We start from the raw sequence: 21,086 nt of genomic DNA on the forward strand, positions 1-21,086 counted from the left end.
ATACATAGGTCCTCGGTCGTCCCGATGGGCAGCCGGATCGCGGGGCGGGATGGCGACGCGACCCGGTTTGCGCCATCCCGGTCGTCGCCCCGCGGCTGGGCGATGATCGTCTCCCTGGTCTGGTTGGTGGCCGGTTGTGCCCATGGTCCAGCGTCGTTGCCGGGGGACTCCTGGGCGCAGGACGAGGAGGCCGGCCAGATCGCCTTCGACGCGGGCCGCTACCGGGAGGCCGAGCGATTCTGGCGGTCCGGTCTGGATCTCGCGCGAGGCGAGGCGGGGCCCGAGACGCGCCTGCTCGTGAAACTCGCGCGCGTCGACGAGGGCATGGGCCGCTATGGCGAGGCGCGCCGCCATGCGGCGAAGGCGCTGGAGCAGGCGCGTGTGATCGAGGATCCGGTTCTGGAGGCGGCGGCTCTCCGCGTCCTGGGCCTGGTCGCGCGGCGCCTCGGCGAGCCATCGGTCGCCTTGGACTATCTGCGGCGATCGCGGCAGCTGGCACAGCGGCTCGGTCGCCTCGACGAGGAAGGCGAAACGGTCCGTTATCTGGCCCTCGTTCATCAGGATCTCGGTGAGGACGCCGAGGCCGAACGGCTCTACATCGAGGCGCTCGCGTTGTCGCGCGAGGCAGGCGATCGGTGGGGCGAGGCACGCGCCCTCAATGCCCTCGGCGGGCTTCATCGTCTGCGTGCGGAGTATGCCGACGCGCTGACGCGTTATCGGGAGTCGCTGGCACGGCGCGAGGATCTCGGCGATCGGGCCGGCCAGGCGCTGGTCCACGGCAACCTGTGTCTCCTGTATCAGAATCTCCAGGATCGGACGACGGCGATCGGCCATTGCGAGCGTTCCCTGGCCCTCGCGCGTGCGGCCGGCAGCCGGTCGGTCGAGGCCAATGCCCATAACAATCTCGGCATCATCTATCAGGCCCGCGGCGAGTATCGGCGGGCCTTGGCCGCCTACCGTCGCTCGCTGCGCATCAAGGAGGGTCTCCCCGATCCCGCGGGTGCGGCTCGGACCCTCAACAACATCGGCGACCTCGAGCGGCGGCTCGGGCGAACCGAACGCGCCCTCGCGGCCCACGAGCGCGCGCTGCTCATCAGAGAGGAGATCGCGGATCGCCCTGGGCAGATCACCAGCCATCAGAATCTCGGGGTCTTGTCGTTGCAACTCGCGCACTACGATGAGGCCCGCGACCATTTCCTGCGTGTCTTGACCCTTGCCGGGAGCGATGGCCGTGCCGAAGCGGTCTGGCGCGCCTTCGACGGCCTGGCCCAGGTCCATGCCGCGACCGGTGCCGTGCCGACCGCGGTCTTCTTCGGCAAGCTGGCCGTGAATCGCCTGCAGGGTATTCGCCGCGACCTCCGCGCACTCGATCCCTCTCTGCAGGGCGGGTTCCTGTCCGACAAGGAGGGGGTTTACCGTCGGCTGGCCGGGCTTCTGATCGACGAGGGGCGCTTCGCGGAGGCCCAGCAGGTGTTGGCGATGCTCAAGGAGGACGAGTACTTCGAGTTCCTGCGCGGTGTACCGGACGCGGATCCGCGTTCGACGCGCGCCAGTCTGACCCGCGTCGAGGCCCCCTGGTGGGAGCGTTACCAGGAGATTCAGGCGCAGGCGGTCGCGATCGGCGCTCAGTACAGCGAGTTGGTGCGCAAGGAACCGCTGACCCCAGCCGAAGAGGTCCGCTTGGAGGGGCTCGAAAGGGATCTGGATCTGGTGGAGCAGGGCTATCGCGCCCTCGTCGAGGATCTCAGGGCCACGTTGGCTGCCGAAGGCCGCGGCGAATTCGGCGACGCCGAATGGCGCGCCCTGCCGGGGTTCTCCGGGACGCTGGCCCAACTGGGGCACGGGGCCGTTCTGCTGCATTACTTCGTGACCGACGATCGATTGCGTCTGCTCTTGACCGGACCCGATCCCAATACGCCCGTCCTGCACCGGGAGAGTCCCGTTGCCCGTGCGGAACTGAACCAGCTGATTTGGAGTTACCGTGCCAAGCTCGTCGATCCGTGCCAGGATCCGGCGCCCGAGGCACGGGCGCTCCATCGCCACCTGATCGAGCCCGTTGCCGAGGATCTGCACGCGTACGGGGCCAAGACCCTGATGGTCTACCTCGATCAGTCGCTGCGCTATCTGCCGCTGGCGGCGCTTCAGGATGGTGACGGCTTCCTCGTCGATGACTATGCGGTCGTGATCTATACAGCGGCCGGAAAGGTCAATTTGCTGGCTCCACCTGTGCCCGACTGGCGTGTGGCCGGTCTCGGCACCAGCGCTGCCGTCGGGGGCTTCTCGCCATTGCCAGCGGTGCGCGATGAACTCGATGCGATCGTGAAGCTGGATCCGGCGGACCTGCGCGGGGTATGGCCGGGGGTGGTCTTCGTGGACCAGGCCTTCACGGCGCAGCGGCTGCAACGGGTCCTGAACGGCGACTACCAGGTCGTCCATCTGGCCAGCCACTTCCATTTCGCGCCTGGTACCGCCGCGGAGTCCTATCTGCTCACCGGGGATGGGGAACGATTGGACCTGCAGCGCATGAAGCTCGGGCGTTATCCCTTCACGGGCCTGGAGTTGTTGGCGCTGTCGGCTTGCGAGACGGGGTTGGGCGCAGCCGCCGGCGACGGCCGCGAGATCGAGAGTTTCGGGGCGATCGCGCAGGACAAGGGCGCGAAGGCGGTCATCGCGACGCTCTGGAAGGTGCCAGACCGCAGCACGGCCACGTTCATGGAACGGTTTCATCTGAATCGGCGCGCCGGTTTGACCAAGGCGGAGGCCTTGCGCCGAACGCAACTGGCCTTTATCAGACCCGACGAGCACGGAGCGCTGAGCTCGGCGGCCCGCGGAGTTGCCCACGTGCAGGATGAGCGCTGTCCATCGACAACCAGCGGGTATGCCCATCCGTATTACTGGGCGCCCTTCCTCCTGATGGGTAATTGGCTGTAGTCGGTTCGCTCAACGTAAGACCGGTTCGGGGTCCTGCGTCGACGGCACCTGGGTCTCCGGGACGTCGGGGTCTGTGGAACCGCGATACGGGCGGTTGGGCTTGGTCCCCCCTCTTGCGGGGACCTCGAGAAATTGCCATCCGGGCAATTTCTCAAGACAGGAAGCGAAAATGCGATTTCCGCTTCGCTTCATTTTCAGTCGTTTAGGCGACTGAAAATGGCCGGGCATCCTTGCCCCGTGGCGTCGCTGTCCGTCTCTGGCTACTGGTTGTCGGGCGAAGGCTCGGCGCGTCGTCTCAGCAGGTCCGAGAAGATCCCTAGAAGGAGCGGCCTTGCGGTCCCCTGCGATTGCGTGGAGCCCTGGTTCTTCGCTTGGCAATCGCGCAAGGCCCGGGCGCGCGCGGCCGTCTGGCGTTCGAGCGACGCTGGCTCGCCCTGGGCTAGACACCAATTCAGGTGGGTCTCGAAGTCCGGCGCCCAAAGGGGCCCGTCGAAGCCGCATCGGTACTGTAGGTTCTGTCCAGATTGCCGGACCGCTTCGGCGGCGTAACCCTCGCACAGGGCCGGATCGATGCCCGTCCGGTTTTCGAGGCCCCTCTCGAGGGATGCCCGCCAAGCGGTACGCGCCTCCACCTGGCGTCGCGTGACGGGCGTTGGTCCGATGACGTTCCCAGGAGCGACCCTTGCCTCTTGCATGGGGCCGACCCGAATCGGTTGTGATGGACTCCATTTCGCCCAGACCACCGCGGCGCCCTCGATCACCGTGACCACCACCGAGCCCCCCCGCGCACCCAGGTGGTAGCGGGTCGGTACGGGTTCGGCCCGAATCGTGCCAGGCTCCGCCGTGACCTCGTGGGGACAGCCCTCGCTCTCGCCGTACAGGTTGCCTCGACGAAACCCTTGGATCAGGGTTCGGCAGCCTGCCTCCAGGGCCGGATCGAATTCGACGCGCACCCAACTCCGTGGCCCGGTGCGAACGTCGGCATTGTTCGCCAGTCGCTGATCCTGTTGCACGCGCCGATCGTCGACGAAGACGTTCCGCCCGACGATGCGGACCCGGCCGATCGTCGCGCGCTTGTCGGTGCGCACGAAGCGCGGATCGGTATTCTCGTCGCCGTCGGCGATTCCCCCATCGGGGACTGGCGTCGTCGGCATCGTATTGCAGCCGGTCACCAAGGCCACCACTGAGAGAAGGGCCGCCGGCCATCCGGCTTGGGTGTACGGCGATCGCATCCAGACCTCCAAGCGCGATTGGGGCTATCAGCCCAGGTTCAGGTGTTCGCGATCCATGCCGTCCGAACGGAGGAGCGGGCGGCTTCTTAAGGGGGCATTTTGAATTTTTCAAGGTACCCTTTAGTCTAGTTGATCGCCACGGTAGGTCTTTTCGATGTCGAATTCCTTGGCGGTGCTACACTCGTTGCCATGGTCCGCATGAGGCCGTTGCCGATGGAAGAGTATTTTCGCGCGAAACCGATGGTGACACCTGCCGTCGCCGGCATGGCCACGATGACCATGACCAGCACGCTGGTCGTGCAGTTCGGCCTGCCTCCGGCCCTGACGGCCCTGGCCTTCGCCTTCCTGTTCGGGACCCTCGCCTTTGGCGACCGCAGTCTGTCGCGCGTGCAGCGTGTCGTCCTCTACCTGATCAACTCGGTCACCATCTTCTCGGTCGCGGTCGGAATCAACGAGACCGCCGTGGGCATGATGAAGACCCAGGAGGTCGCACCCGTTGAGCAGCGTCTGGCCCCGGATGACGAAAGACCCCCGGAGCTGCTGCGGAGTTGGTTCTAGTGCGCACCGACCGCCACTCTGCGCTCGAGAGGCCCGGCTGATGGAGCAACTCCGCACCCCCTTTCTGATCCTCGCGTTGGCGCTGGCTGCGTCGATCTTGATGATCCAACTCGGCGCCGCGGCGCTCCCGGCGTTTCTGGCGCGCGATACGCCCGGACTCGGGATCCCGTACCTGGCCCTCTATGATGCGATCCTGCTCTACTCGCTCGTTCTCATGGCCTTGGCCTTGGTCGCGCCGGCGCGACTCCAGGGACGGCTCCAGGGGATTGTAAGCCTGGTCTTCTTCCTCGTGCTGTTGGTGGCTGGCGTACTCCTGGTGTTGGTCGCGTTGGCCAAGTTGATACTGATGGTCTCGTTGTTCCTCGCGGTGCCGTTCGGGACGATCGCCTATCTGGCGGCCTACGCGGATTTCCCGGTCGGTGTGGCACGGGCGACGCTCGGTATCCTGATGACGCTCAAACTCGCGATGGTCGTGAGCCTGCTGCTCGCCCATCAACGCTTCCTGGAGAACAAGGGTCTGGTGATCCTCATCGCGATCTCGCTATTGTTGAACCTTCTCGTGGTCTTCCTGCACGCCCTGGTCCCCAGCCTACTCGTCTCGATCCTCGATGCGGCGGCGGCGATCCTGGTGGGTCTGGTCGCGGCGATCTGGGCCTTGCTGGGCTTGTTCGGCAGCCTGATGGCGGTGGTCAAGGCGCTGAAGGTGCGCCTGGCCTAGGCGCCGTTGCGGCGCCGCGTCACTCCATCCGCAGGTGCGCCGCATTGCGCCGACCCTCGCGGCACGCACAGGCGACGTTGGGCGGGCAGGGTTGGCAGCGCAGCCTCAGCGTGAGGGTCGCGTAGTCGTCTCGTTTCTCGCTGCTCTGCACCGTGATGGGGAGGGCCTCGCCGGGCTCGAGCCGGCGCAGACAAGGCGGCCAGGTGTCACCGCTCGGGGCGCTGGCCGGCCGGAAACGCACCTCGACCCGGAGCAGGTCCGGCGGTGCGGGGTGGCCTCCGGCCTCCGGCGCGTAGCAAGGGGCTTGTCCGGACGCGGCGCGGCGCGGATCGGAGGGGAAATGCTCCTTCGGCAGGTTTGCCAGGACGTAGAGGGTCGGTTGTCCCCCCTCCGCGCGGAGCTCGGCGCGGCGCATCTCATCGGCGAATCCGGTCGGGATCCGGATGTCGCAGCTCGCTGCGCCGGGACCCGTGACCGCGAGTCGAACGCCATCGGTCACCGGTTGCTGCGCCCCTTCGTCGTCACAGACGAGACCCTCCAGGTCGAGCCTCGGGGCCAGGCGTTGGAGCCATCCCATCCCCTTCGCGAGCCAACCGGCGGTCGCCTCGTTCAGGTCGATCGACCCACCGTTGGCATTGACCCGCAGGCCGAGTCCCAAGCCGACCAGATAGAGGGCGGCGATGACCGCCAACCCGAACACGACCAGGGCCGCGCGCCTATCCATGGTCTTGGCCCTGGCTTCGAGTGCGTGCCTGCGCTGGCTGACTCGTCAGCCTCCTCTTCATTGGCCGTCGTCCGGCGGAACCACCCGCAAGGTATTGCCGATGACCTGAGTTTGCGGATTCTGAAGCTGTTGGAGCAGCACGCTGTTTGGCTGCATGATGACGGGGTCTACCTGCCCGATGACGCGCCGTCGTTCGACGTCGAGGTCGACGCTCGAACCGACCGCGACCCGCGACCGCGGCCCCGGCCGCTGGGCCAGGACGGAGCCCGCTGGCTTTCCTTGCGACAGGTGGGTGATGGTGCCGACCCTCAACCCGAGCTGCGCCAAGGTGGCCGACGCATCGGTGTGCGGGGTGCCGATGACATTGGGTACCTGTACCATCTGATCTTCGACGACCAGCGCGACGGCCGTGCCGGCCGAGACGCGTGCCCCGGCTGCCGGGTTGTGACTCAAGACCACCCCTGGGGTGCCGCCGGTGCGCCGCTGGGTGATCCGGCCTTGCCGCAGACCCTGGGCGACGAGGCTCTGGCTGGCCTCGGACACCGTTTGACCGACCAGGCTGTTGACGGTGACCATCTCCTTGGCGACCACGACGGCGATCGAGGTGCCGGGCAGGACCCGCTCGTTGGCCGCCGGTGTCTGTCGCAACACGACGCCGCCCTGGGCCGTGGCGCTCTCTTCGTCGCTGACCGGGCCGAGCGCGAGTCCTTCGGCGACGAGTCGCTCCTCGGCCTGGGCGATCGAGAGATCGACGAGGTTCGGTGTGGCGACCGAGAGGGTCTCGACAACCAGGCTCGCGAAGTCCTCGGACTCCATCTCGGTGCCCGGTGCGGGTTCTTGGCGGATGACCTGGCCGCTATCGACCGCGCCGGTGAATTCCTCGTAGATTTGAAAGCCGATCTTCTCCTCCTTCAGCAGCGCGATGGCCTCCTTGACCGATTTGCCCTCCAGTTGCGGCATCGTCGGCGTGCCGTCGATGAACAGCAGCCCGGCGATGAGCCCGCCGATGACCAGGATGGCACCGACGCCGCCGGCGATGGCCCACCAGGGCACCTTGCGATCGCCGTTCGGCTTGGGCAGGGGGCCGTTCGGCTCAGGGACCTGAAGGACGAGTTCCGGACTCTCGATCGTGCGTTCGCGGTCATCCGTCAGGTAGCCGCGGAGCCGAAACGCGTAGCGCCCAGGCGGCGTTGCCGGTGGAATCGTGACCTTGACCGTCAGGTTCTCGGTCTGGCCCGTCTCGAGATCCCGTTCCACGGCGCCCTGGATCGCGAACCAGCCGGGCTCGGCCGGGGCCTGGGGGCGCGCCTCGATGCTCATTCGCAGGCGGCCGCCGCTCGTGTTGGTCAACAGAAAACCATAGTCGACGGTCTGCCCGGGCGTGCCGGTCAGCGTCTCCGTCCCGGCGACATGGGTGAGGGTCGCAATGGCCATGGTCATGTCCTCTCGTTGTGGGTAGGCCGTGCTCGCTCGGCATCGCTTCTTGGGTCCAGGACGCTCGCCAGTCGTCTGAGGAACGGCTCGGACGCAACCGAGACAAGCGCGCGGAGGAAAAAGAAACGACGAAATGCCGCAAGGCGCGAGAAACCAGCCGTTCCCCCTGTGTATGTTCAGCCCTTTCGCGTGTTTCTCAGTTCCGAGAAGATGTACCGATTGTTCTCGAGTCGTCACTCAGGCCAGCCGTCGGTTCGACGTCCGGGCGACCGGATGCCTGTTCGCCGGCGATCCAGGCCGGCGGTGCTCCTTCGGGTGACGTCGCCTCTTCGATGAAGACCAACTCGTAGGTCAGATGGGCCGGCTTCTCCTGAACGAGGATCCGCTCGATCAGGCGCCGTTGGGCGCGCGCTGAACCGGGTGCCCGCACCCGCAGATGGAACGGCCGTGGCCTCCCGTCGTCACCGGCTCCGGACTCGTCGAATGAAAAGCCCGATCTGCCCGTCGCGATCTCGAGGAACCTCTTGAGGCCGTACCGAGTGCCGCGCCATTGCGAGAGCTCGGCGGCGGCCAGGATCAGTTCGCGCAACCGCCCAGGATCGAGTTGCCAGTCACGTCCCGGGTCTCGCGTCGCGGCGCCGCCGACGAGGCGAGACAGGTCCACCCAGGCGGCGAGCATCGGCAGGAATGCCTCCGGTGCGATCCGCGGATTGAAATAGCTCTCGATCCGTTCGATGGTGGCCTCGGCCGGGGCCTGGAACTGGACCATGATCTCCAGCAACTCGGCCAGTGGTTCGCCGGGGACCGTGGCGCGTCGGAAGACCTCGGGGAGCAGTTGTTCAATTTCGATCCGATTCATCGTCGTGCTCGACGTCGATCTCGTGCTCACCGGAGCAGAACAGCCAGGTCATTGGGATCGTGACCCGGTCGAGATACCGATCGCGGGAGGATGGTTCGAAGCTCAGCTCCGGGTCACCCTGACCGAGGCGGCTGCGATAGACCCCCTTGGGACCAGCGGCCATCAACATGGTCGACTCGGCGTCGGGTCTGACGCGCTCGACCGCGACCGCCTCTAGTCGTTCCAGGTGGGGGCCGTTCGCACGCAGTGGTAGGCCGCAACCGAGATTCGGCTCCTGCCAGCGCGGCTGAGGGGCCTGCGGGTCGATGGTCAAGACCCCGCGACGCGTCGAGGCGGCCAGCACCCGCGTGTCGACGAAGGCCAGGTCCTCGCAGCCGCCCGCGGCCCAGCCATCCCGCAGCCTCAACCAATCGCCCGACCCGCCCGTGTTTCCGGACAGGTCGAGGCGTGAGCAACCCTCGCCGGGATCGTCTCCGACTGCGGTATGACAGGCCCAGAGGTACCGTCGCGGACCGGCATGCTGGACGAGGAGGCGGCGGATCTTCTCATCCTTGAGACCGACGAAGCGGTAGGTCCCAGGCAGGCCGTCTTCCTCCGAGAGGTAGATGCCGCCGCGACCGCGCGCCGCGACGGCAACGCTGGTGCGCTGCCCGAGCGCGTCGATCGAGGCGGCGACCCCATAGAAACCGAGTTGCTGCTCCGCTGGATCCACCAGGATCTGAGTCGGCGTCTCGCCTTCATTCAGTCGCAGGTCGAGCAGGCCGATCTCGGTCGCGAGGATCAGGCGCAGGTGTCCGTCGCGCTCGAGCCAGGCCATGTCCTCGATGCGGAACTGGGTCCCGTGGGCTGGCGACCAGTGTTCACCACAATCATGCGAGATGTGGATCCGCGAACCCTTCTGATCGTCGACCCGCGTGACGGCGGCCAGCAGACCGGGACGCCCTGGGCCGACCGCGATCTCGCGAGGATAGGGCCGGATCGAGTCGATCGTCTCGCCGGGAAAGTCGGCGATCGGTTCCCACCCGTCTCCATCGTTCAGTGACCGGTAGAGCGTGGAGCCGGCCGCGGCATACCAGGTGGCCGGCTGGAAGGCGTCGATGGCAAGCGTCTGGACGTTGCGGTTCGGCGTGCCCGCGACCAGCAGGCATACGGGATCCACGTCCTTCACGCCGGGCTCCGACCCTAGCATGCGGTTCACATGAAAGGTGCTGAGCGGTTGCCCAAACGGCCACGCAGCCCGATCCTCGGAGCCGGCAAAGGGGGTGATGGTCGCGTAGAGCCGCTCGAGCAGACGCCGTCTGACGGCCCCGGGGTCCTCTCCGCGATGGACGACGACCCGGGTTCGCACCTTGACCTCCTTGTAGTGTGCCCAGACGACACGGCAGCCGATCCCCAGCGGGCGACGCTGTTCGAGTTCCGCCTGGACCCGGTCCAGGGCCTCTGCGGTCTCGTGTTGGTGGATCTGGTCGGCGGTGATCGGATGGCTCGGGTTCGACCCGGACGGGAGTTGCGGGACGCAGACGACCTCGACGGTCCCGGGTTGGGCGAAGGTCCAGAACTCCGCCTGCGCATAGGCATGGGCCCGGTTCAGGTTGCCGGGACTCTTCAGCGCCACGGCCTCGAAGTCACGGGCGGTCACCACCCGATGCAACGAATGGATCTCTTGGGGACCCCGCAGCAAGGCGTTGTCCAGCGTCTCGCCCGCGCGCCCACCGCTCGCCGGTTCCGGATTGACGACGTCCAGGTGGACCCCGGCGATTGGATCCTTCAATGATGTCAACACACCCCGGTTCACATTGCCGGCAGGGCCGCCGCCACTTCGGTACCAGATCCGGATGTCGCGCTCGCTTGGCGGGACCGCGGCCAGGGCGGTGGGTGCCCCGGCGCCGGATGGGTCGGACCCCGGGCGCAACGCGGGCGCGAAGAAGATCAGCCCGGCGGCCCGGTCGGCGGTGTATACGAACGCGTCCGGGCCCGGATGGGCGAAACTCTCGACCTCGCGCCACAGCCGATAGGTTCGACCCTGATGACGGCGCATCGGTGCGCCCACGTCGAGCGACGCCGGGTCCGTTTCGATGCCGACCACCAGATCGAGATCATCGCCGGTGGCGACGATCGGGTGTCGGCGGGTGCGCAATACGAGACCAGGTCGTCCGGGGCGCCCGGCGACGACATCCGGACCTTCCCCGTCGACCCAGTCGCAGTGATAGGCGCGGACCTCACCCATCGTCTGCCCGGCCGGAATGCGCAGGCTCTCGGCTGTCGCGAATACCGGGGCGCTGTCGGTCGGCGCGCCGGGTTCGCCGCTGACGCGGGTGCCGCGCGGGACCTCCACCGTATCCGTTCTCGGCGCCTTCAACGAAAAGCGCAGGGTTGCAACGGCCGCCGCTGGTGGTCCCAGCTTGACGCCGAGGAGTCGCAACAATTCGATATAGACCTTGTCAGGCAGTCGATTCAGCCGGTAAAGCAGGGTTTCGGTCAGAAAGGCGAAGGTCTCGATCAGTACGATACCTGGGTCGCCGGGCGTTCGATCGGTCCAGTGCGGGCAGGCATGCTCGATGTGCGCCAGGGCCTGGGCCATCAGGTCGTCGAAGGTCCGATCGTCGAGATTGAGGGGAGGAAGCGACATTTCTGCCTAGGCCTCGTTCAGATCCACCGGAAAGACCAGTCGTCCATCCCGGCCGGTTCGGCGGACGCGATAGGTCAGGTCGATCTCCAGCCGGTCCGGTCCGTCGTGACCAGGGCCAGCATCGAGATGGAGCAGGTCGATGCGTGGCTCCCAGCGGGTCAAGGCGCGGCGCACGTAGTGGATCGCCAGACCCGCGGTCGTCGCATCGTTCGGACTGAAGGCCAGGCGATAGAGCTCGCAGCCGTAATCGGGCCGCATGACGCGCTCGCCCGGGCGAGTCGTGAGCAGCAGCAGGATCGACTGGCGAATCGAATCGTCGCCCTCGATCATGGCCGGTGCCCCGGTCGGCCCGACTTGAAGACCTGGTCGTCCCCCCCGGATCGCGAAGTCCGGGTGTCCGAAGCGCAGTGCGCGAAAAGGCCGCGTGTCGCTCATCGGCTCACCGAGACCAGATGCTGGCCGGGTTGCCGGACCCCGTAGCGGTGCGTCCCAGGCGGGGTGCCATCGGTGTAGCCGGTCAAGTTGGCGAGACACACGGGCCGACCCTGGATGCGGACCAAGTCCGAGTAACCGCTCGTGACAGCGAGCGTCAGGGTGCAGGGCTTGATGCCCTGGACCGGATTGAAATTGCTGCATCCGGCGATCGGTCGGGCCTCCGGATCGGGCCGCACCAGCAGTCGCAAGCCCTCGCTGCGTACCAGACCCTGCGAGGTCACGAGCCCGACCCGTCCGGTCAGGTGCGGGCAGGTGATCAACGCGTTCTCGGCGACGAGGGGTTGCCTGTCCATCAGGCTGGCTCGAAGTCGATCGAGGCGCCCCGGATGGTTACGGCGTGCCCCGGTGCGGCGATGTCGAGGTCGCCCGTTGCCTGGATCTTGAGCGTATCGCGGCCCAGTTCCACGTAGCTTCCGCTGTTGTTTCCGAGTCGCGCCCGCCCCGGTGACAGTTGCAGGAAGTCGCCGCGTCCCGACTCCAGTCGCAGGGTCCGTTTCTCCTCATCGAGCTGAATCCGCTGCCCGTCCGGGGTGAGCAACGTGAAGCGGCGACGCTTCCCGTCGGCGATCCCGGCGTCCGGTGGACCTTCGGCGCCAAAGAGGCCACCCAGGACGATTCCCTGCGCAGGATCCGCTCCGGGGAGCAATACCAGCACCAGATCGTCGCGATCCGGTAGCAGCACGAGTCCCTTGGCGCTGCCCGCGCCCGGGCTGAGCACCTGAAGCCAACCGGTCTCGATGCCGGCATAGCTTGGTAGGGTGACGCGGACGCGCCCGAGCCCATCCGGATCCTCGACCGTCGTGACGACTCCGATCGTCGTCAGCGTGCCCGATTCCGGCCGACGGCCGACCGGCGGCGCCGTATCGATGCGCGTGAGAAATCCCCGTCGCCGATCGAGGGTGTGGGTCACGGCGGTCAACACATAGTGGCCGCACACATGGGGGGCGAGTCCCTGGATCTGGACCCTGGCGCCCGGCCTGAGTCGCGGATCGCCGGTCGCGGTCGCACGCAGCTCGACCTCGCCGGAGACGCGTCGATCCAGCTCGGCTTGCGCCAGGGCGGCGGCGTCGGCGTGGCTTGGCAAGACCCGATCGGCGAGGACGCGCGGCGCGGTGACGCCCAGGGCCGCGAGATCCAAATCGAATGGGACCTCACGCCCACTGCGCGGCGTGTCGGCGCTGCCGTCGCGGGCCTCCGCCAGAGCGGGATCCCAGGCCAGCGTCTGGACCGCGCGGCAGGCGGGATCCGCGTTGATCTCGACCTCGGCCTCGATCAGCCCCTCGCCGTAGGTCAGCCCGATCGGCTCGCCGAATCCTTGCAAGCTGAACAGGTGCAAGACCTGGTCGTAGACGACGAAATAGAGACCGGCCGCGGCCGTTGCCTCGGACAGGAGTTCCAGGTTGGATTGGCGCCACTGGACACGTAGCGGTGTCCTTGGACCGTCATCCTCGGTCTCGGCCTCGACCGCGAGGTCGAGGTCGGCGGTCAGCTCGCGGGCCAACTCGAGTGGCGTGGCGTTCGAATAGGTTCGCACCGGCTGACGCTTGCGTAGCCGATGCAGCTGGTCGTAGGCTCGCACGGTCAGCGCGCGCGTTTGGGAGGGTCCGTATCCGTACTGGACGGCCGTGACCTCGCCGGCGAAGAGGACCGGTTGCGGTCGCTGCTCGACGGCGATTCGCAGCCAAGCCCCCGGCATCAGCTGGCTACCATCGGCGAGCGATGCCGGCGGATCGTGGAAGATCAATTCGCAGAGCGTCGGCAGCGAGCTGCGTTGCTGGATCCGTACCTCGGCCAGGGTCGCGGCCGCGCCATGCGGGAGCGGCTGATCATCGACCAGCAGCCGCAGCCGCGGGATGCCTCGGAGCCCGCTCACAACCCGTCCTCGAGGTCCTGCGCCGCCGGGATCGACAACACCTCGCCGCCGGTCAACCGGAGTGGATCCAACAGGCCGTTCGCCCAGGCCAGCAAACGCCACTGGGATGGGTCGCCATAGTAGCGATAGGCGAGCTGGTCTACGCGTTCTCCGCCCGCCGTCGTGATTTGGTCGACGGTGCCGTCCCAGCCCAGGACTTCATGGATCGCCGTCGTGTCCGCTAGGGTCGGCGGCGTGTCGACGAGCCAGTCGGCGGGCGGGATCGGCGGGGTGATCGCCGGTTCGTGAACATCATCGACCAGGGGTTCGGCCACGCGTAACAGGCGCAGGCGGAGCCAGGATCGGCGAGGTATCCCCTCGGCAGTGAAGTCCTCCAGGCGTTCGGCGACCGCGGTCACGACCGCCGGCCAATTCCATGCCTTGCCCCAGACGAAGCGCACGATAGGCGGGCGTTTTCCCCCAGGCTGGCCGTGGCTATTCTCGGCCAATTGCCACAGGGGGCCGGTCAGATCCCGGACGTCCTCCGACACCAGTGTCGAGCCAGCCAGCGAGACATCGAACAGCAGGTTCAAGGTCAACTCGGTGGTTCCGCCGCCCGTGAACAATGGCGGGTCATCGGCGAGGTCCAGGCCGTCGAGCAATCCACCGCTCGTCTCGGCCGGAACCAAGCCCGCGCGCCGGCGAAGCTCGAGACTTTCCGGATTGAGCATGCAGCCGATCCGCTCGGCGGTCCGCTCGATGACGAAGGCTACGCGTTCCACCGTTCCCCCCGTTGTTCGCGATCCAGGTGCGCCTGGTGTCGGCCGACATCCGCCGCCGAGGCGTCGATCGGCCCCCATGGGGACTTGGCATCTGGTCTCTCGCGACGTTCCTCCATGGGCAGCGCCGGCCAGCGATCAGGCCAGTCCGCATCGTCGTCCACTCGCTCATCCGGGAGTCTGGGCCAGCGGTTGATGGGCACCGGGCTCGACCCGCTGGGTTCGGGGTTGGCCTCCGGGCGAACCCTGGTGAAGGCTTGGGGCCGGGTCTCGAGCGGCCGCGACCCGGGCGGACCGGGAGTTCGGCGCACGGGCTGGCCGCGGCCGGGGCGATCTGGCGACGGCGACCCGTTGGTCGACTCCGCTTCGGCTACCGGGGCTACCGGGGCTACCGGGGCTACCGGGCGCGTGGTGCCGACGGAGCTCTGGGCCGGCCCTCGGCCGCGCGGCGAGGTGGGCGCGCGTGGTGCAGCGGGCGCGACATCCGGGGCGGCGGTGCCAGCGGATCGGTCGACGACTGGAGTCGCGGTCGCGACCGTCCCGAGCGAGGGGGGTGGCGAGTCCCTCGCCGTGCGCTGAGAGGGGTTCGGGGCGTCGGCCGCACGCGCCGCGGAGGCGGGCATGACGCGGTCTTTGCGCCGGTGACCTGACTCGGCCCGCGAAGAAGCCGCGCCTCGGCCGCGCGGTGTCGTATGAGCCGCGGAAGCGACACCGGACGTTCGGGTCTTCTCGTCCCCTGGCCGTGGCACGGGCCTGTCTCCTGGCGCATCCGCGGTGAGCCGCTTCGCCTGCGAGGACGAGGGGGTGGCGTACGGATGCGCCGGCACGCCCCCGGTCTTCGTCGCGTGGTCGCTCGGGTCGGCCGGCGCCGGCGGCCGGGAAGCGATTGGCGGTGGTATGGGCGGATGCCGATCACGGCTCCGGGTCGGCCCGGTCGCGATCGGGGCCTGATGCGCGGTGGCGTCGCGCCGTGGTTCCACCGGTGTGGTCGTCGAGCGCGATGACGGCCGAGATCCGGCGGATGGGGCTGGTGGTCGTGCCGGTGTCGCCGTCCGGGCCCGCACGCCCGGTTGTCGCATCCCCTGTCGAGCCCGCGCCGGTGCGACGCTCGGTGAGCCGCCAGTTCGCTCCTTCGCAGCCGCCGATGGGGTCGCAGCGGGAGCCGGCCTGGACGGCGTTTCCGGCGCGGCTGGTGCGGTCGGCGGTGCCGGTTTCGGCGGGGACTCGGGCAGACTGGCGAGCCACTGCGGTGCCCGGCGCTGCACCAGCTCGAGCCAGTGCCGCGGGGGGCCGTCGGCGGGCCTGGCGCTATCCGCCGGATCCTCGTCGCTTTCGCCGCTGGTCGGGGGCTGCGACCAGGCGATGACCGGGGCGTTCGATGCGCCTTGCTCCCTGGTCGAATCGGACAGCCGCTCGACCCAGCCCTGCAACAGCGCGACGACCCAGAGCTTAAGCTGCGCCAGCATTGGCGACACGCTCCAGCGTTTCGGCGACCAGCGTCACCCGTTCGATCGCCGCCTCGTTGCCCAGTGCATCGAAACGGGCGCTGTTCCAGGTGCAGGGCCAGACCTGCGTGAGGTTGTAACGGACCACCTCGCGGTTGCCGTCGGGGCTCAGCGAGATCACGGCGCCATTGCGCTTCTCGACCCGGCCATTGACCGCCGTCATCAGCCACTGCCACATCTCGCCCGACGTCGTGACGCCCCAGCTCAGCGTGATCCGAGGATAGCGGACCAGGCCCGGGAGGGTTCGGACACTCGCCGCATCGCCGCCCTCGCGGTATTCGATCACATCGATGTCGACGCCCAGTGCGCTGATCTCCGTGAAGTAAGCGACCCGCACCCCCTGGAGCTCGAAGACGAAGTTGTAGACGCGCAACAGATTGCGTTCGTCAGCCATGGTTCAGCTCCTCTCGCTTAGGCCTCTTCGACCTGGGCCCCGCCGGACCACTGGGTCACCTGGAAGACGACGAACTCGGCCGGTTTCGACGGACATAACCCGATGTCGATGATCAGTTGTCCGTTGTCCACTGCCTCCGGCGGATTGTTCTCGGCGTCGCACTTGACGAAGAAGGCCTCTTCGGCGCGGCTGCCGACCAGGGCCCCGGTACGCCATTGCATGCGTAGGAAGTTGCTGACATCGCGAACGACCGACTGGCGGAGCATCTCATCGTTTGGTTCGAACACGGTCCAGTTCGTGCCTTCGCGGATCGACTCCTTGATGAAGTTCAACAGCCGACGGACGTTGATGTAGCGCGACTCGCTGGCCTCGGGGGCCAGGGTGCGCGCACCCCAAACCCGGATCCCGTTCGTGATGGTGCGAATGCAGTTGACCCCCTTGCGATTGAGCTCGGCCTGCTCAGCGTGCGTGACCGCGTATTCGAGGCCGATTGCCCCGCGGATCACCTCGTTGGCGGGCGCCTTGTGCACGCCCCGCGTCGCGTCGACGCGGGCGTAGATCCCGGCGACATGGCCCGAGGGTGGCACCGCGACGATGCCGCGGCCGAACTCGGCCGGTTCGTGCATCCGTAACCAGGGGAAGTAGAAGGCGCCGTAGCCGGAGTCCGAATCGCGCGGACGCAGTCCGGATCGTGCGCGTGACCTGGTCGATGGCTCGCCGTCGGCCTCCGTGCTGGCCGGGGCCTGGTTCTGGGACATCTCCTTGAGCCGATCCGTGTCGTCGACCTTCAGCGGCGCGTCGAGTACGGCCACGCGATCTCCGAGGGCCTCGCAGTGGCTGAGCAGATGGTCGTAGGAACCGCTGTCGGTATAGCCCGGTGCCGCGACGATCGAGATCTCGTCGATCGGCTCCAGGCAGGCCAGGCCGGTGCGGCGCTTGGCGTCGCCGGCGATGCCATTGCCTTCGCCGACATTGACGACATAGCAACGCGTGCCGCCATTCGCGAAGAAACCGAAGACGGCCCGGGCCAGGTCGGTCGCCCGGTCTCCCTCCTCGACGAAGGCCCGCACGAATTGCAACCAGTTGTTGCAGGCGACGGGTTCGTTGAGATTCCGCGTACGGCTCGCCACCCCGAGAAAGGCGGCGGTGCTGGTGCCGACCCCCCCGATCGGCCGGGGTCCTCCGGGCACCTCGATGACATAGACGCCCGGTGTGCTGGGGACGTTGACCATATCAGCCCTCCTTGATGTCGAAGTGGATGACTAGCGGTGCCGCGCGACCTGCCGATCCTGCGAGTGGCACGGTCCGCTCTAACCCGCGGGCGCGGACCCTGAGCGATCCCGACGCGAGACCAGTGGGAACGGAGGTGAACCGAAACCCACCCCGGTGGTCGGTGCGGGTCGTGAGCCGCAGCGATGGCACCGAGACCTCGGCGCCGCTGAGCGGAACCGAGCCGGTTCCCAGGACCTGGCCGGACAGGCTGGTAACGCCGGTCTCCCGAACCCTGGCCCGCGTGCGGATCAGGGGGATCGCCGGTCTTGGACGTTCGATCTCGATGCGTAACCGGACTGTGAAGCCGGGTCGCGGGGGGAGTGCGAAGGCCTGCCAAAAGGCCATGTCGACAGGCTGGAACTCGACGTCGAACTCCGTGCACTGCATGGCGGCGACGACCAACTCGCCGAGCAATTGGTGCTCGGCCTCGGGTGACTGACCCCAAGCCGTCAGTAGATAACGGACGGATAGGCACAATGAGGGGCGCGGAGAAGGACTGGTGGCAGGGGACGGGAGCAGATCGAGCAAGTGGATCCAAATCGCCCCTTCGTCGGCCGTGTCGCGGGGCGGCTCAAAGGATACGGCGGGGCCCGTGAGCACCGTTCTGATCCAGGTCTCAAGACGTTGATTCGCCGTGACGAGCACCGTTGACCTCTGCGCAATGCGACGGCTGGTACCTGGCGGTCGGTTCGTCGCCAGGCGGCGGAGCCAATGGCTACCGGGTGGCGCCTCGCGGCGGCCTGCCGATAAAGGCCACCTTGAAAGATTCGAGGCGCCCGCGCGGGGCCAGGATACCCCGCGATTTCCAGTCGCCTAAGCGACTGAAATGAAGCGAAGCGGACATCGCATTTTCGCTTCGCGTCTTGAAAAACTGCCCGGATGGCAATGTTCCAAGGTCCCCTAAACAATAGACGGCGAAAACCGATCGCGCAATGGCGATGTCGGCGGCGAATAGGGATCGTCCGGATCAGGGCGTCAGATGGGGCTGGGTCATGGAAGACCCTGTTCCAGCTAAGAAAGTATGGAATTTGCCATTCAGGGAGAATTCCGGCCATGCCCGCGTGACGGCCGGAGTACGACCTCTTCGGAGGTCGGGTATGCCCGTCCCCTTTCGGCATGGGTGTTCGGGTTTCGGGCCATGGGCAGACGTGTCCTTTCCAGGGCACCTTGAACCTAAAAACGGCAGTTGACCGCTTCATCATGGATTCAAGTGGTTGAAATCGCGCGGAGGCTCTACGTGAGTCCTGCTCACCCGCTCGGTGAAGGCCGCTACGGCACCCGATGCACGTCGCACGCGGCGCCCGGCGGTGTTACAAGTCGTTGCAATAGCCGGGCTATTGCGCCTCCTTGTGCCTTGTCGGAAACCCCCGCGCGGCGCACCTCGGGCACCGTCCAACTGCCGCTTTTAGGTTGAAGAATTCGAGGTGCCCGCCCTTCGAGGGGTCGGCTATCGAAATCCCACGATTCGATCAAGGCAATGGGGCGGGTCGTGACCAGGGATTCGATGGCGTGCTCGCGATCACCTCGGGTCGGCCATTCCAATACGCGCCGCCTGGCTATCGAGACCCGGTCGGCAAGGGCCGGCCGTAATGCGACCGAAATGGCTCCCCGCAGCGGCCCGGCTACCAGGGAATGTCCCAGCCGGTCGTGCGGATCAGGATCACGGCGACCAGGATGAGGAAGAGGACGACCCAGAGCGAGAAGTAGATGAGGATCGACTGCTTGGCGCGGTTGCGCTCGATCCAGGAGCGCGGGCGCACCCCCTTGAGCAGGAAGACGAGCTTGGCCGCGAGCAGCACGCAGACGATGTTGGTCGTCAGCAGCAGGAAGGCGCCGAAGGCGTCCGGCCAGCGTTCGGCGCCGATCATCATCCCCATGGTCGCGGCCGGGGGCAGCAGGGCGACGGCGACCATGACCCCGACGAGGGTCGAGGACAGGCCGGTCGTCAGCGAGAGGACGGCCGCAGCGCCGGAGGCGAGGCCGAGGACGACGCTGGCCAGGTCGACGTCGGTGCGCAGCGCGATCGACGCGTTGTCGAGGCCGACGGGCAGGAACAGGCCGATGGCGATCGAGATCGCCACCGCGATCGAGACGCCGACGATGTTGGTCCGGAGCGCGCGCCAGGTGAGGTCGCGGTCGCCGAGCGAGGTGGCGAAGGCGAGCGCGATGTTGGGCCCGAGCAGGGGGGCGATGACCATGGCGCCGACGACGACGGCGATATTGTCCTCGATCAGCCCGATCGCCGCGACGAGGGTCGAGAGCACCGTCAGGATCAGGTAGTTGCTGTCGAGTTGGGCGCCCTTGGCGATCTGGGTGTAGAGCTCCTCGCGGGTCGAGGAGACCGTCTTCTCCTTGTTGTCGTTCGCGTCGCGCTGGGCCGGGCCCTCGTGGGTGAGGGTCGCGTCGATGGGTTGGACGACGATCCGCGCCCGGTCGGTGGCGATGAACAGGTCCTGGAGCGAATCGATCAGGGCCTGGCGCTTCTCGTCCGGCACCAGCATCCGGATGGTGCAGCGCCCGTCAGCGCTCGTGTTGCCCCACCAGTAGTCCACGGCGCCATAGAAGCGCGCCATCCCGGCGAGGGTCTTCGCGTGCTTGGCGTCGGCGACCACTTCGACGATGCGCATCGGCGGCTGCTCACGGATAGGGGCAGGGGATTGGGCCGCGACCTCATCGGATCGGGTCGCGCGACGGCCCATTGGCATCGCGATGATACCAGCGCAAGGTGCGCCCGTGTCGCGTCGATGACCCCAGTGGTTCCGGCCGTCGACGCGAAGCGAAAATGCGATCTCCGCTTCGCTTCAGTTGGGGCGGGGGCGGTCGTTCATCGCAGCGAGGACGTCCTGGAGCCGCTGGAACTCCGTGCGCGCCCGCGCCAGCAGGGCATCGACGTCGGCCAGGTCTCGGGCGCGCCCCTTGACCTCGAGGTCGCGTGCCGCCTCGCAGAGCGCCCGCGCGCCGAGGCTCGCGGCGCTCGACTTGAGCGTGTGGGCGGCGATCTCGATGCCCCGTGCCTCGTCGGCGGCCAGCGCGCGGCCGACGTCATCGAGCAGGTCCGCGGCATCGTCGAGGAAGTGCTCGATGAAGGACGGGAAGTCCTCCGCCATCAGGTCGCGGATCTCGGCGAGGGTCCGCTCCTCGAGGATGCGGTCTGTCTCGGTCATGGCGTGGCTACTCGTCGTTCAGTGATCGGCCGTGGCGGGGCCGGGGGTCGGTGCGCCGTGCGCCGGCTGCGCCGCGGGCGCTACGCGCGCCAGGACGCGCTGCGCGGTGTCCAGGCGTGCCTCGAGCTCCTCGATCCGGTACGGCTTGATCAGGACGTCGTCGGCCCCGGCCTCGAGGCCGGCGATCAGGTCCTGCTCGCTGTCGCGACCGGTGAGAAGGATCACGTAGGCGCCGCGCTCGGCCGCCTCGGCGCGGATCCGCCGGCACAGCTCGGGGCCATCGAGCCCCGGCATCATCCAATCGCTGAGCACCAGCCGCACCCGCTCGCGACGCAGGATCTCCCAGGCCTCGCGGCCGTCGCATGCCGCCACGACCTCGTGGCCCCAGCGCTCGAGCAGGCGTCCGAGGAGCTCGCGTTGGTCGTTCGCGTCGTCGGCAATCAGGATGCGCATCGGCGGTGTCTCCACGATCCGTCCGCGCGGTCGGGCGGCCGGGTCCGAGGGGTGCTCGGACGGCGAGGATATAACAGTCGCCCGCCC

The 21,086-nt window shown here is 67.6% G+C and carries 18 protein-coding genes; 3 read left to right on the forward strand and 15 right to left on the reverse strand.

Annotation, left to right across the window (positions count from 1 at the left end; genetic code table 11):
* The first annotated feature begins 102 nt into the window (after positions 1–102).
* Positions 103–2,931 (forward strand): CHAT domain-containing protein, encoded by a 2,829-nt coding sequence (locus tag CKO41_RS03455; RefSeq protein WP_200381271.1) that lies wholly within the window; start codon positions 103–105, stop codon positions 2,929–2,931.
* Positions 2,932–3,191: 260 nt separating this feature from the next.
* Here CKO41_RS03455 and CKO41_RS03460 read toward each other — a convergent pair whose 3' ends face one another.
* Positions 3,192–4,175 (reverse strand): FecR family protein, encoded by a 984-nt coding sequence (locus tag CKO41_RS03460; protein WP_200381272.1) that lies wholly within the window; start codon positions 4,173–4,175, stop codon positions 3,192–3,194.
* Between the two features lie 201 nt (positions 4,176–4,376).
* Between CKO41_RS03460 and CKO41_RS03465 the strand changes: the two genes are divergently transcribed.
* Positions 4,377–4,721: a hypothetical protein gene (locus CKO41_RS03465; RefSeq protein ID WP_207143681.1), complete on the forward strand. Its 345-nt coding sequence runs from the start codon at positions 4,377–4,379 to the stop codon at positions 4,719–4,721.
* 40 nt (positions 4,722–4,761) lie between these two features.
* Positions 4,762–5,439, forward strand: coding sequence for a hypothetical protein (locus tag CKO41_RS03470; RefSeq protein WP_200249874.1), 678 nt, complete (start codon positions 4,762–4,764; stop codon positions 5,437–5,439).
* Positions 5,440–5,458: 19 nt separating this feature from the next.
* Here the strand turns inward: CKO41_RS03470 and CKO41_RS03475 are convergent, their stop codons facing one another.
* The 14 genes from CKO41_RS03475 to CKO41_RS03540 form a co-directional block, all read right to left on the reverse strand.
* Positions 5,459–6,163, reverse strand: a complete 705-nt coding sequence (locus CKO41_RS03475; protein WP_200381274.1) for a hypothetical protein — start codon at positions 6,161–6,163, stop codon at positions 5,459–5,461.
* A 57-nt stretch (positions 6,164–6,220) separates the two neighbouring features.
* On the reverse strand, positions 6,221–7,603 hold the full coding sequence (locus CKO41_RS03480; RefSeq protein ID WP_200249871.1) for a Stk1 family PASTA domain-containing Ser/Thr kinase: 1,383 nt from the start codon (positions 7,601–7,603) through the stop codon (positions 6,221–6,223).
* Positions 7,604–7,793: 190 nt separating this feature from the next.
* Positions 7,794–8,456, reverse strand: a complete 663-nt coding sequence (locus CKO41_RS03485; protein WP_200249870.1) for a phage tail protein — start codon at positions 8,454–8,456, stop codon at positions 7,794–7,796.
* Positions 8,437–11,085, reverse strand: a complete 2,649-nt coding sequence (locus CKO41_RS03490; protein ID WP_200381275.1) for a putative baseplate assembly protein — start codon at positions 11,083–11,085, stop codon at positions 8,437–8,439. Before CKO41_RS03490 ends, CKO41_RS03485 begins: the two co-directional genes overlap by 20 nt.
* Before the next feature lie 6 nt (positions 11,086–11,091).
* Positions 11,092–11,415 (reverse strand): GPW/gp25 family protein, encoded by a 324-nt coding sequence (locus CKO41_RS03495; RefSeq protein WP_200381276.1) that lies wholly within the window; start codon positions 11,413–11,415, stop codon positions 11,092–11,094.
* A 101-nt stretch (positions 11,416–11,516) separates the two neighbouring features.
* Entirely contained in the window at positions 11,517–11,873 is a 357-nt protein-coding gene (locus CKO41_RS03500) for a hypothetical protein (RefSeq protein WP_200381277.1), read from the reverse strand.
* The gene (locus tag CKO41_RS03505) at positions 11,873–13,453 is read right to left on the reverse strand and encodes a phage baseplate assembly protein V (RefSeq protein ID WP_200381278.1); all 1,581 of its coding nucleotides are present in this window, start codon (positions 13,451–13,453) and stop codon (positions 11,873–11,875) included. Before CKO41_RS03505 ends, CKO41_RS03500 begins: the two co-directional genes overlap by 1 nt.
* Entirely contained in the window at positions 13,450–14,214 is a 765-nt protein-coding gene (locus CKO41_RS03510; RefSeq protein ID WP_200381279.1) for a CIS tube protein, read from the reverse strand. Before CKO41_RS03510 ends, CKO41_RS03505 begins: the two co-directional genes overlap by 4 nt.
* 1,446 nt (positions 14,215–15,660) lie before the next feature.
* On the reverse strand, positions 15,661–16,110 hold the full coding sequence (locus CKO41_RS03515) for a phage tail protein (RefSeq protein WP_200249863.1): 450 nt from the start codon (positions 16,108–16,110) through the stop codon (positions 15,661–15,663).
* A 17-nt stretch (positions 16,111–16,127) separates the two neighbouring features.
* A complete protein-coding gene (locus CKO41_RS03520) occupies positions 16,128–17,342 on the reverse strand; it encodes a phage tail sheath family protein (RefSeq protein WP_200249861.1) in 1,215 nt (404 codons plus the stop codon).
* 1 nt (position 17,343) lies between these two features.
* Positions 17,344–17,796, reverse strand: coding sequence for a carboxypeptidase-like regulatory domain-containing protein (locus CKO41_RS03525; RefSeq protein WP_200381280.1), 453 nt, complete (start codon positions 17,794–17,796; stop codon positions 17,344–17,346).
* Between the two features lie 1,208 nt (positions 17,797–19,004).
* Positions 19,005–20,009: a TIGR00341 family protein gene (locus CKO41_RS03530; protein WP_200381281.1), complete on the reverse strand. Its 1,005-nt coding sequence runs from the start codon at positions 20,007–20,009 to the stop codon at positions 19,005–19,007.
* Between the two features lie 174 nt (positions 20,010–20,183).
* Positions 20,184–20,546: an Hpt domain-containing protein gene (locus CKO41_RS03535; protein WP_200381282.1), complete on the reverse strand. Its 363-nt coding sequence runs from the start codon at positions 20,544–20,546 to the stop codon at positions 20,184–20,186.
* A gap of 18 nt (positions 20,547–20,564) precedes the next feature.
* A complete protein-coding gene (locus CKO41_RS03540) occupies positions 20,565–20,999 on the reverse strand; it encodes a response regulator (RefSeq protein WP_200381283.1) in 435 nt (144 codons plus the stop codon).
* Between the last annotated feature and the right edge of the window lie 87 nt (positions 21,000–21,086).

Source organism: Thiococcus pfennigii (assembly GCF_016583835.1).
Lineage (GTDB): Bacteria > Pseudomonadota > Gammaproteobacteria > Chromatiales > Chromatiaceae > Thiococcus > Thiococcus pfennigii.

Coding starts and splice junctions, on each gene's coding strand:
- CKO41_RS03480 (WP_200249871.1), bottom strand. CDS start 7,603: ATGACCATGGCCATTGCGACCCTCACCCATGTCGCCGGGACGGAGACG.
- CKO41_RS03515 (WP_200249863.1), bottom strand. CDS start 16,110: ATGGCTGACGAACGCAATCTGTTGCGCGTCTACAACTTCGTCTTCGAG.
- CKO41_RS03490 (WP_200381275.1), bottom strand. CDS start 11,085: ATGTCGCTTCCTCCCCTCAATCTCGACGATCGGACCTTCGACGACCTG.
- CKO41_RS03530 (WP_200381281.1), bottom strand. CDS start 20,009: ATGCGCATCGTCGAAGTGGTCGCCGACGCCAAGCACGCGAAGACCCTC.
- CKO41_RS03465 (WP_207143681.1), top strand. CDS start 4,377: ATGGAAGAGTATTTTCGCGCGAAACCGATGGTGACACCTGCCGTCGCC.
- CKO41_RS03470 (WP_200249874.1), top strand. CDS start 4,762: ATGGAGCAACTCCGCACCCCCTTTCTGATCCTCGCGTTGGCGCTGGCT.
- CKO41_RS03485 (WP_200249870.1), bottom strand. CDS start 8,456: ATGAATCGGATCGAAATTGAACAACTGCTCCCCGAGGTCTTCCGACGC.
- CKO41_RS03520 (WP_200249861.1), bottom strand. CDS start 17,342: ATGGTCAACGTCCCCAGCACACCGGGCGTCTATGTCATCGAGGTGCCC.
- CKO41_RS03495 (WP_200381276.1), bottom strand. CDS start 11,415: ATGATCGAGGGCGACGATTCGATTCGCCAGTCGATCCTGCTGCTGCTC.
- CKO41_RS03500 (WP_200381277.1), bottom strand. CDS start 11,873: ATGGACAGGCAACCCCTCGTCGCCGAGAACGCGTTGATCACCTGCCCG.
- CKO41_RS03535 (WP_200381282.1), bottom strand. CDS start 20,546: ATGACCGAGACAGACCGCATCCTCGAGGAGCGGACCCTCGCCGAGATC.
- CKO41_RS03475 (WP_200381274.1), bottom strand. CDS start 6,163: ATGGATAGGCGCGCGGCCCTGGTCGTGTTCGGGTTGGCGGTCATCGCC.
- CKO41_RS03540 (WP_200381283.1), bottom strand. CDS start 20,999: ATGCGCATCCTGATTGCCGACGACGCGAACGACCAACGCGAGCTCCTC.
- CKO41_RS03455 (WP_200381271.1), top strand. CDS start 103: ATGATCGTCTCCCTGGTCTGGTTGGTGGCCGGTTGTGCCCATGGTCCA.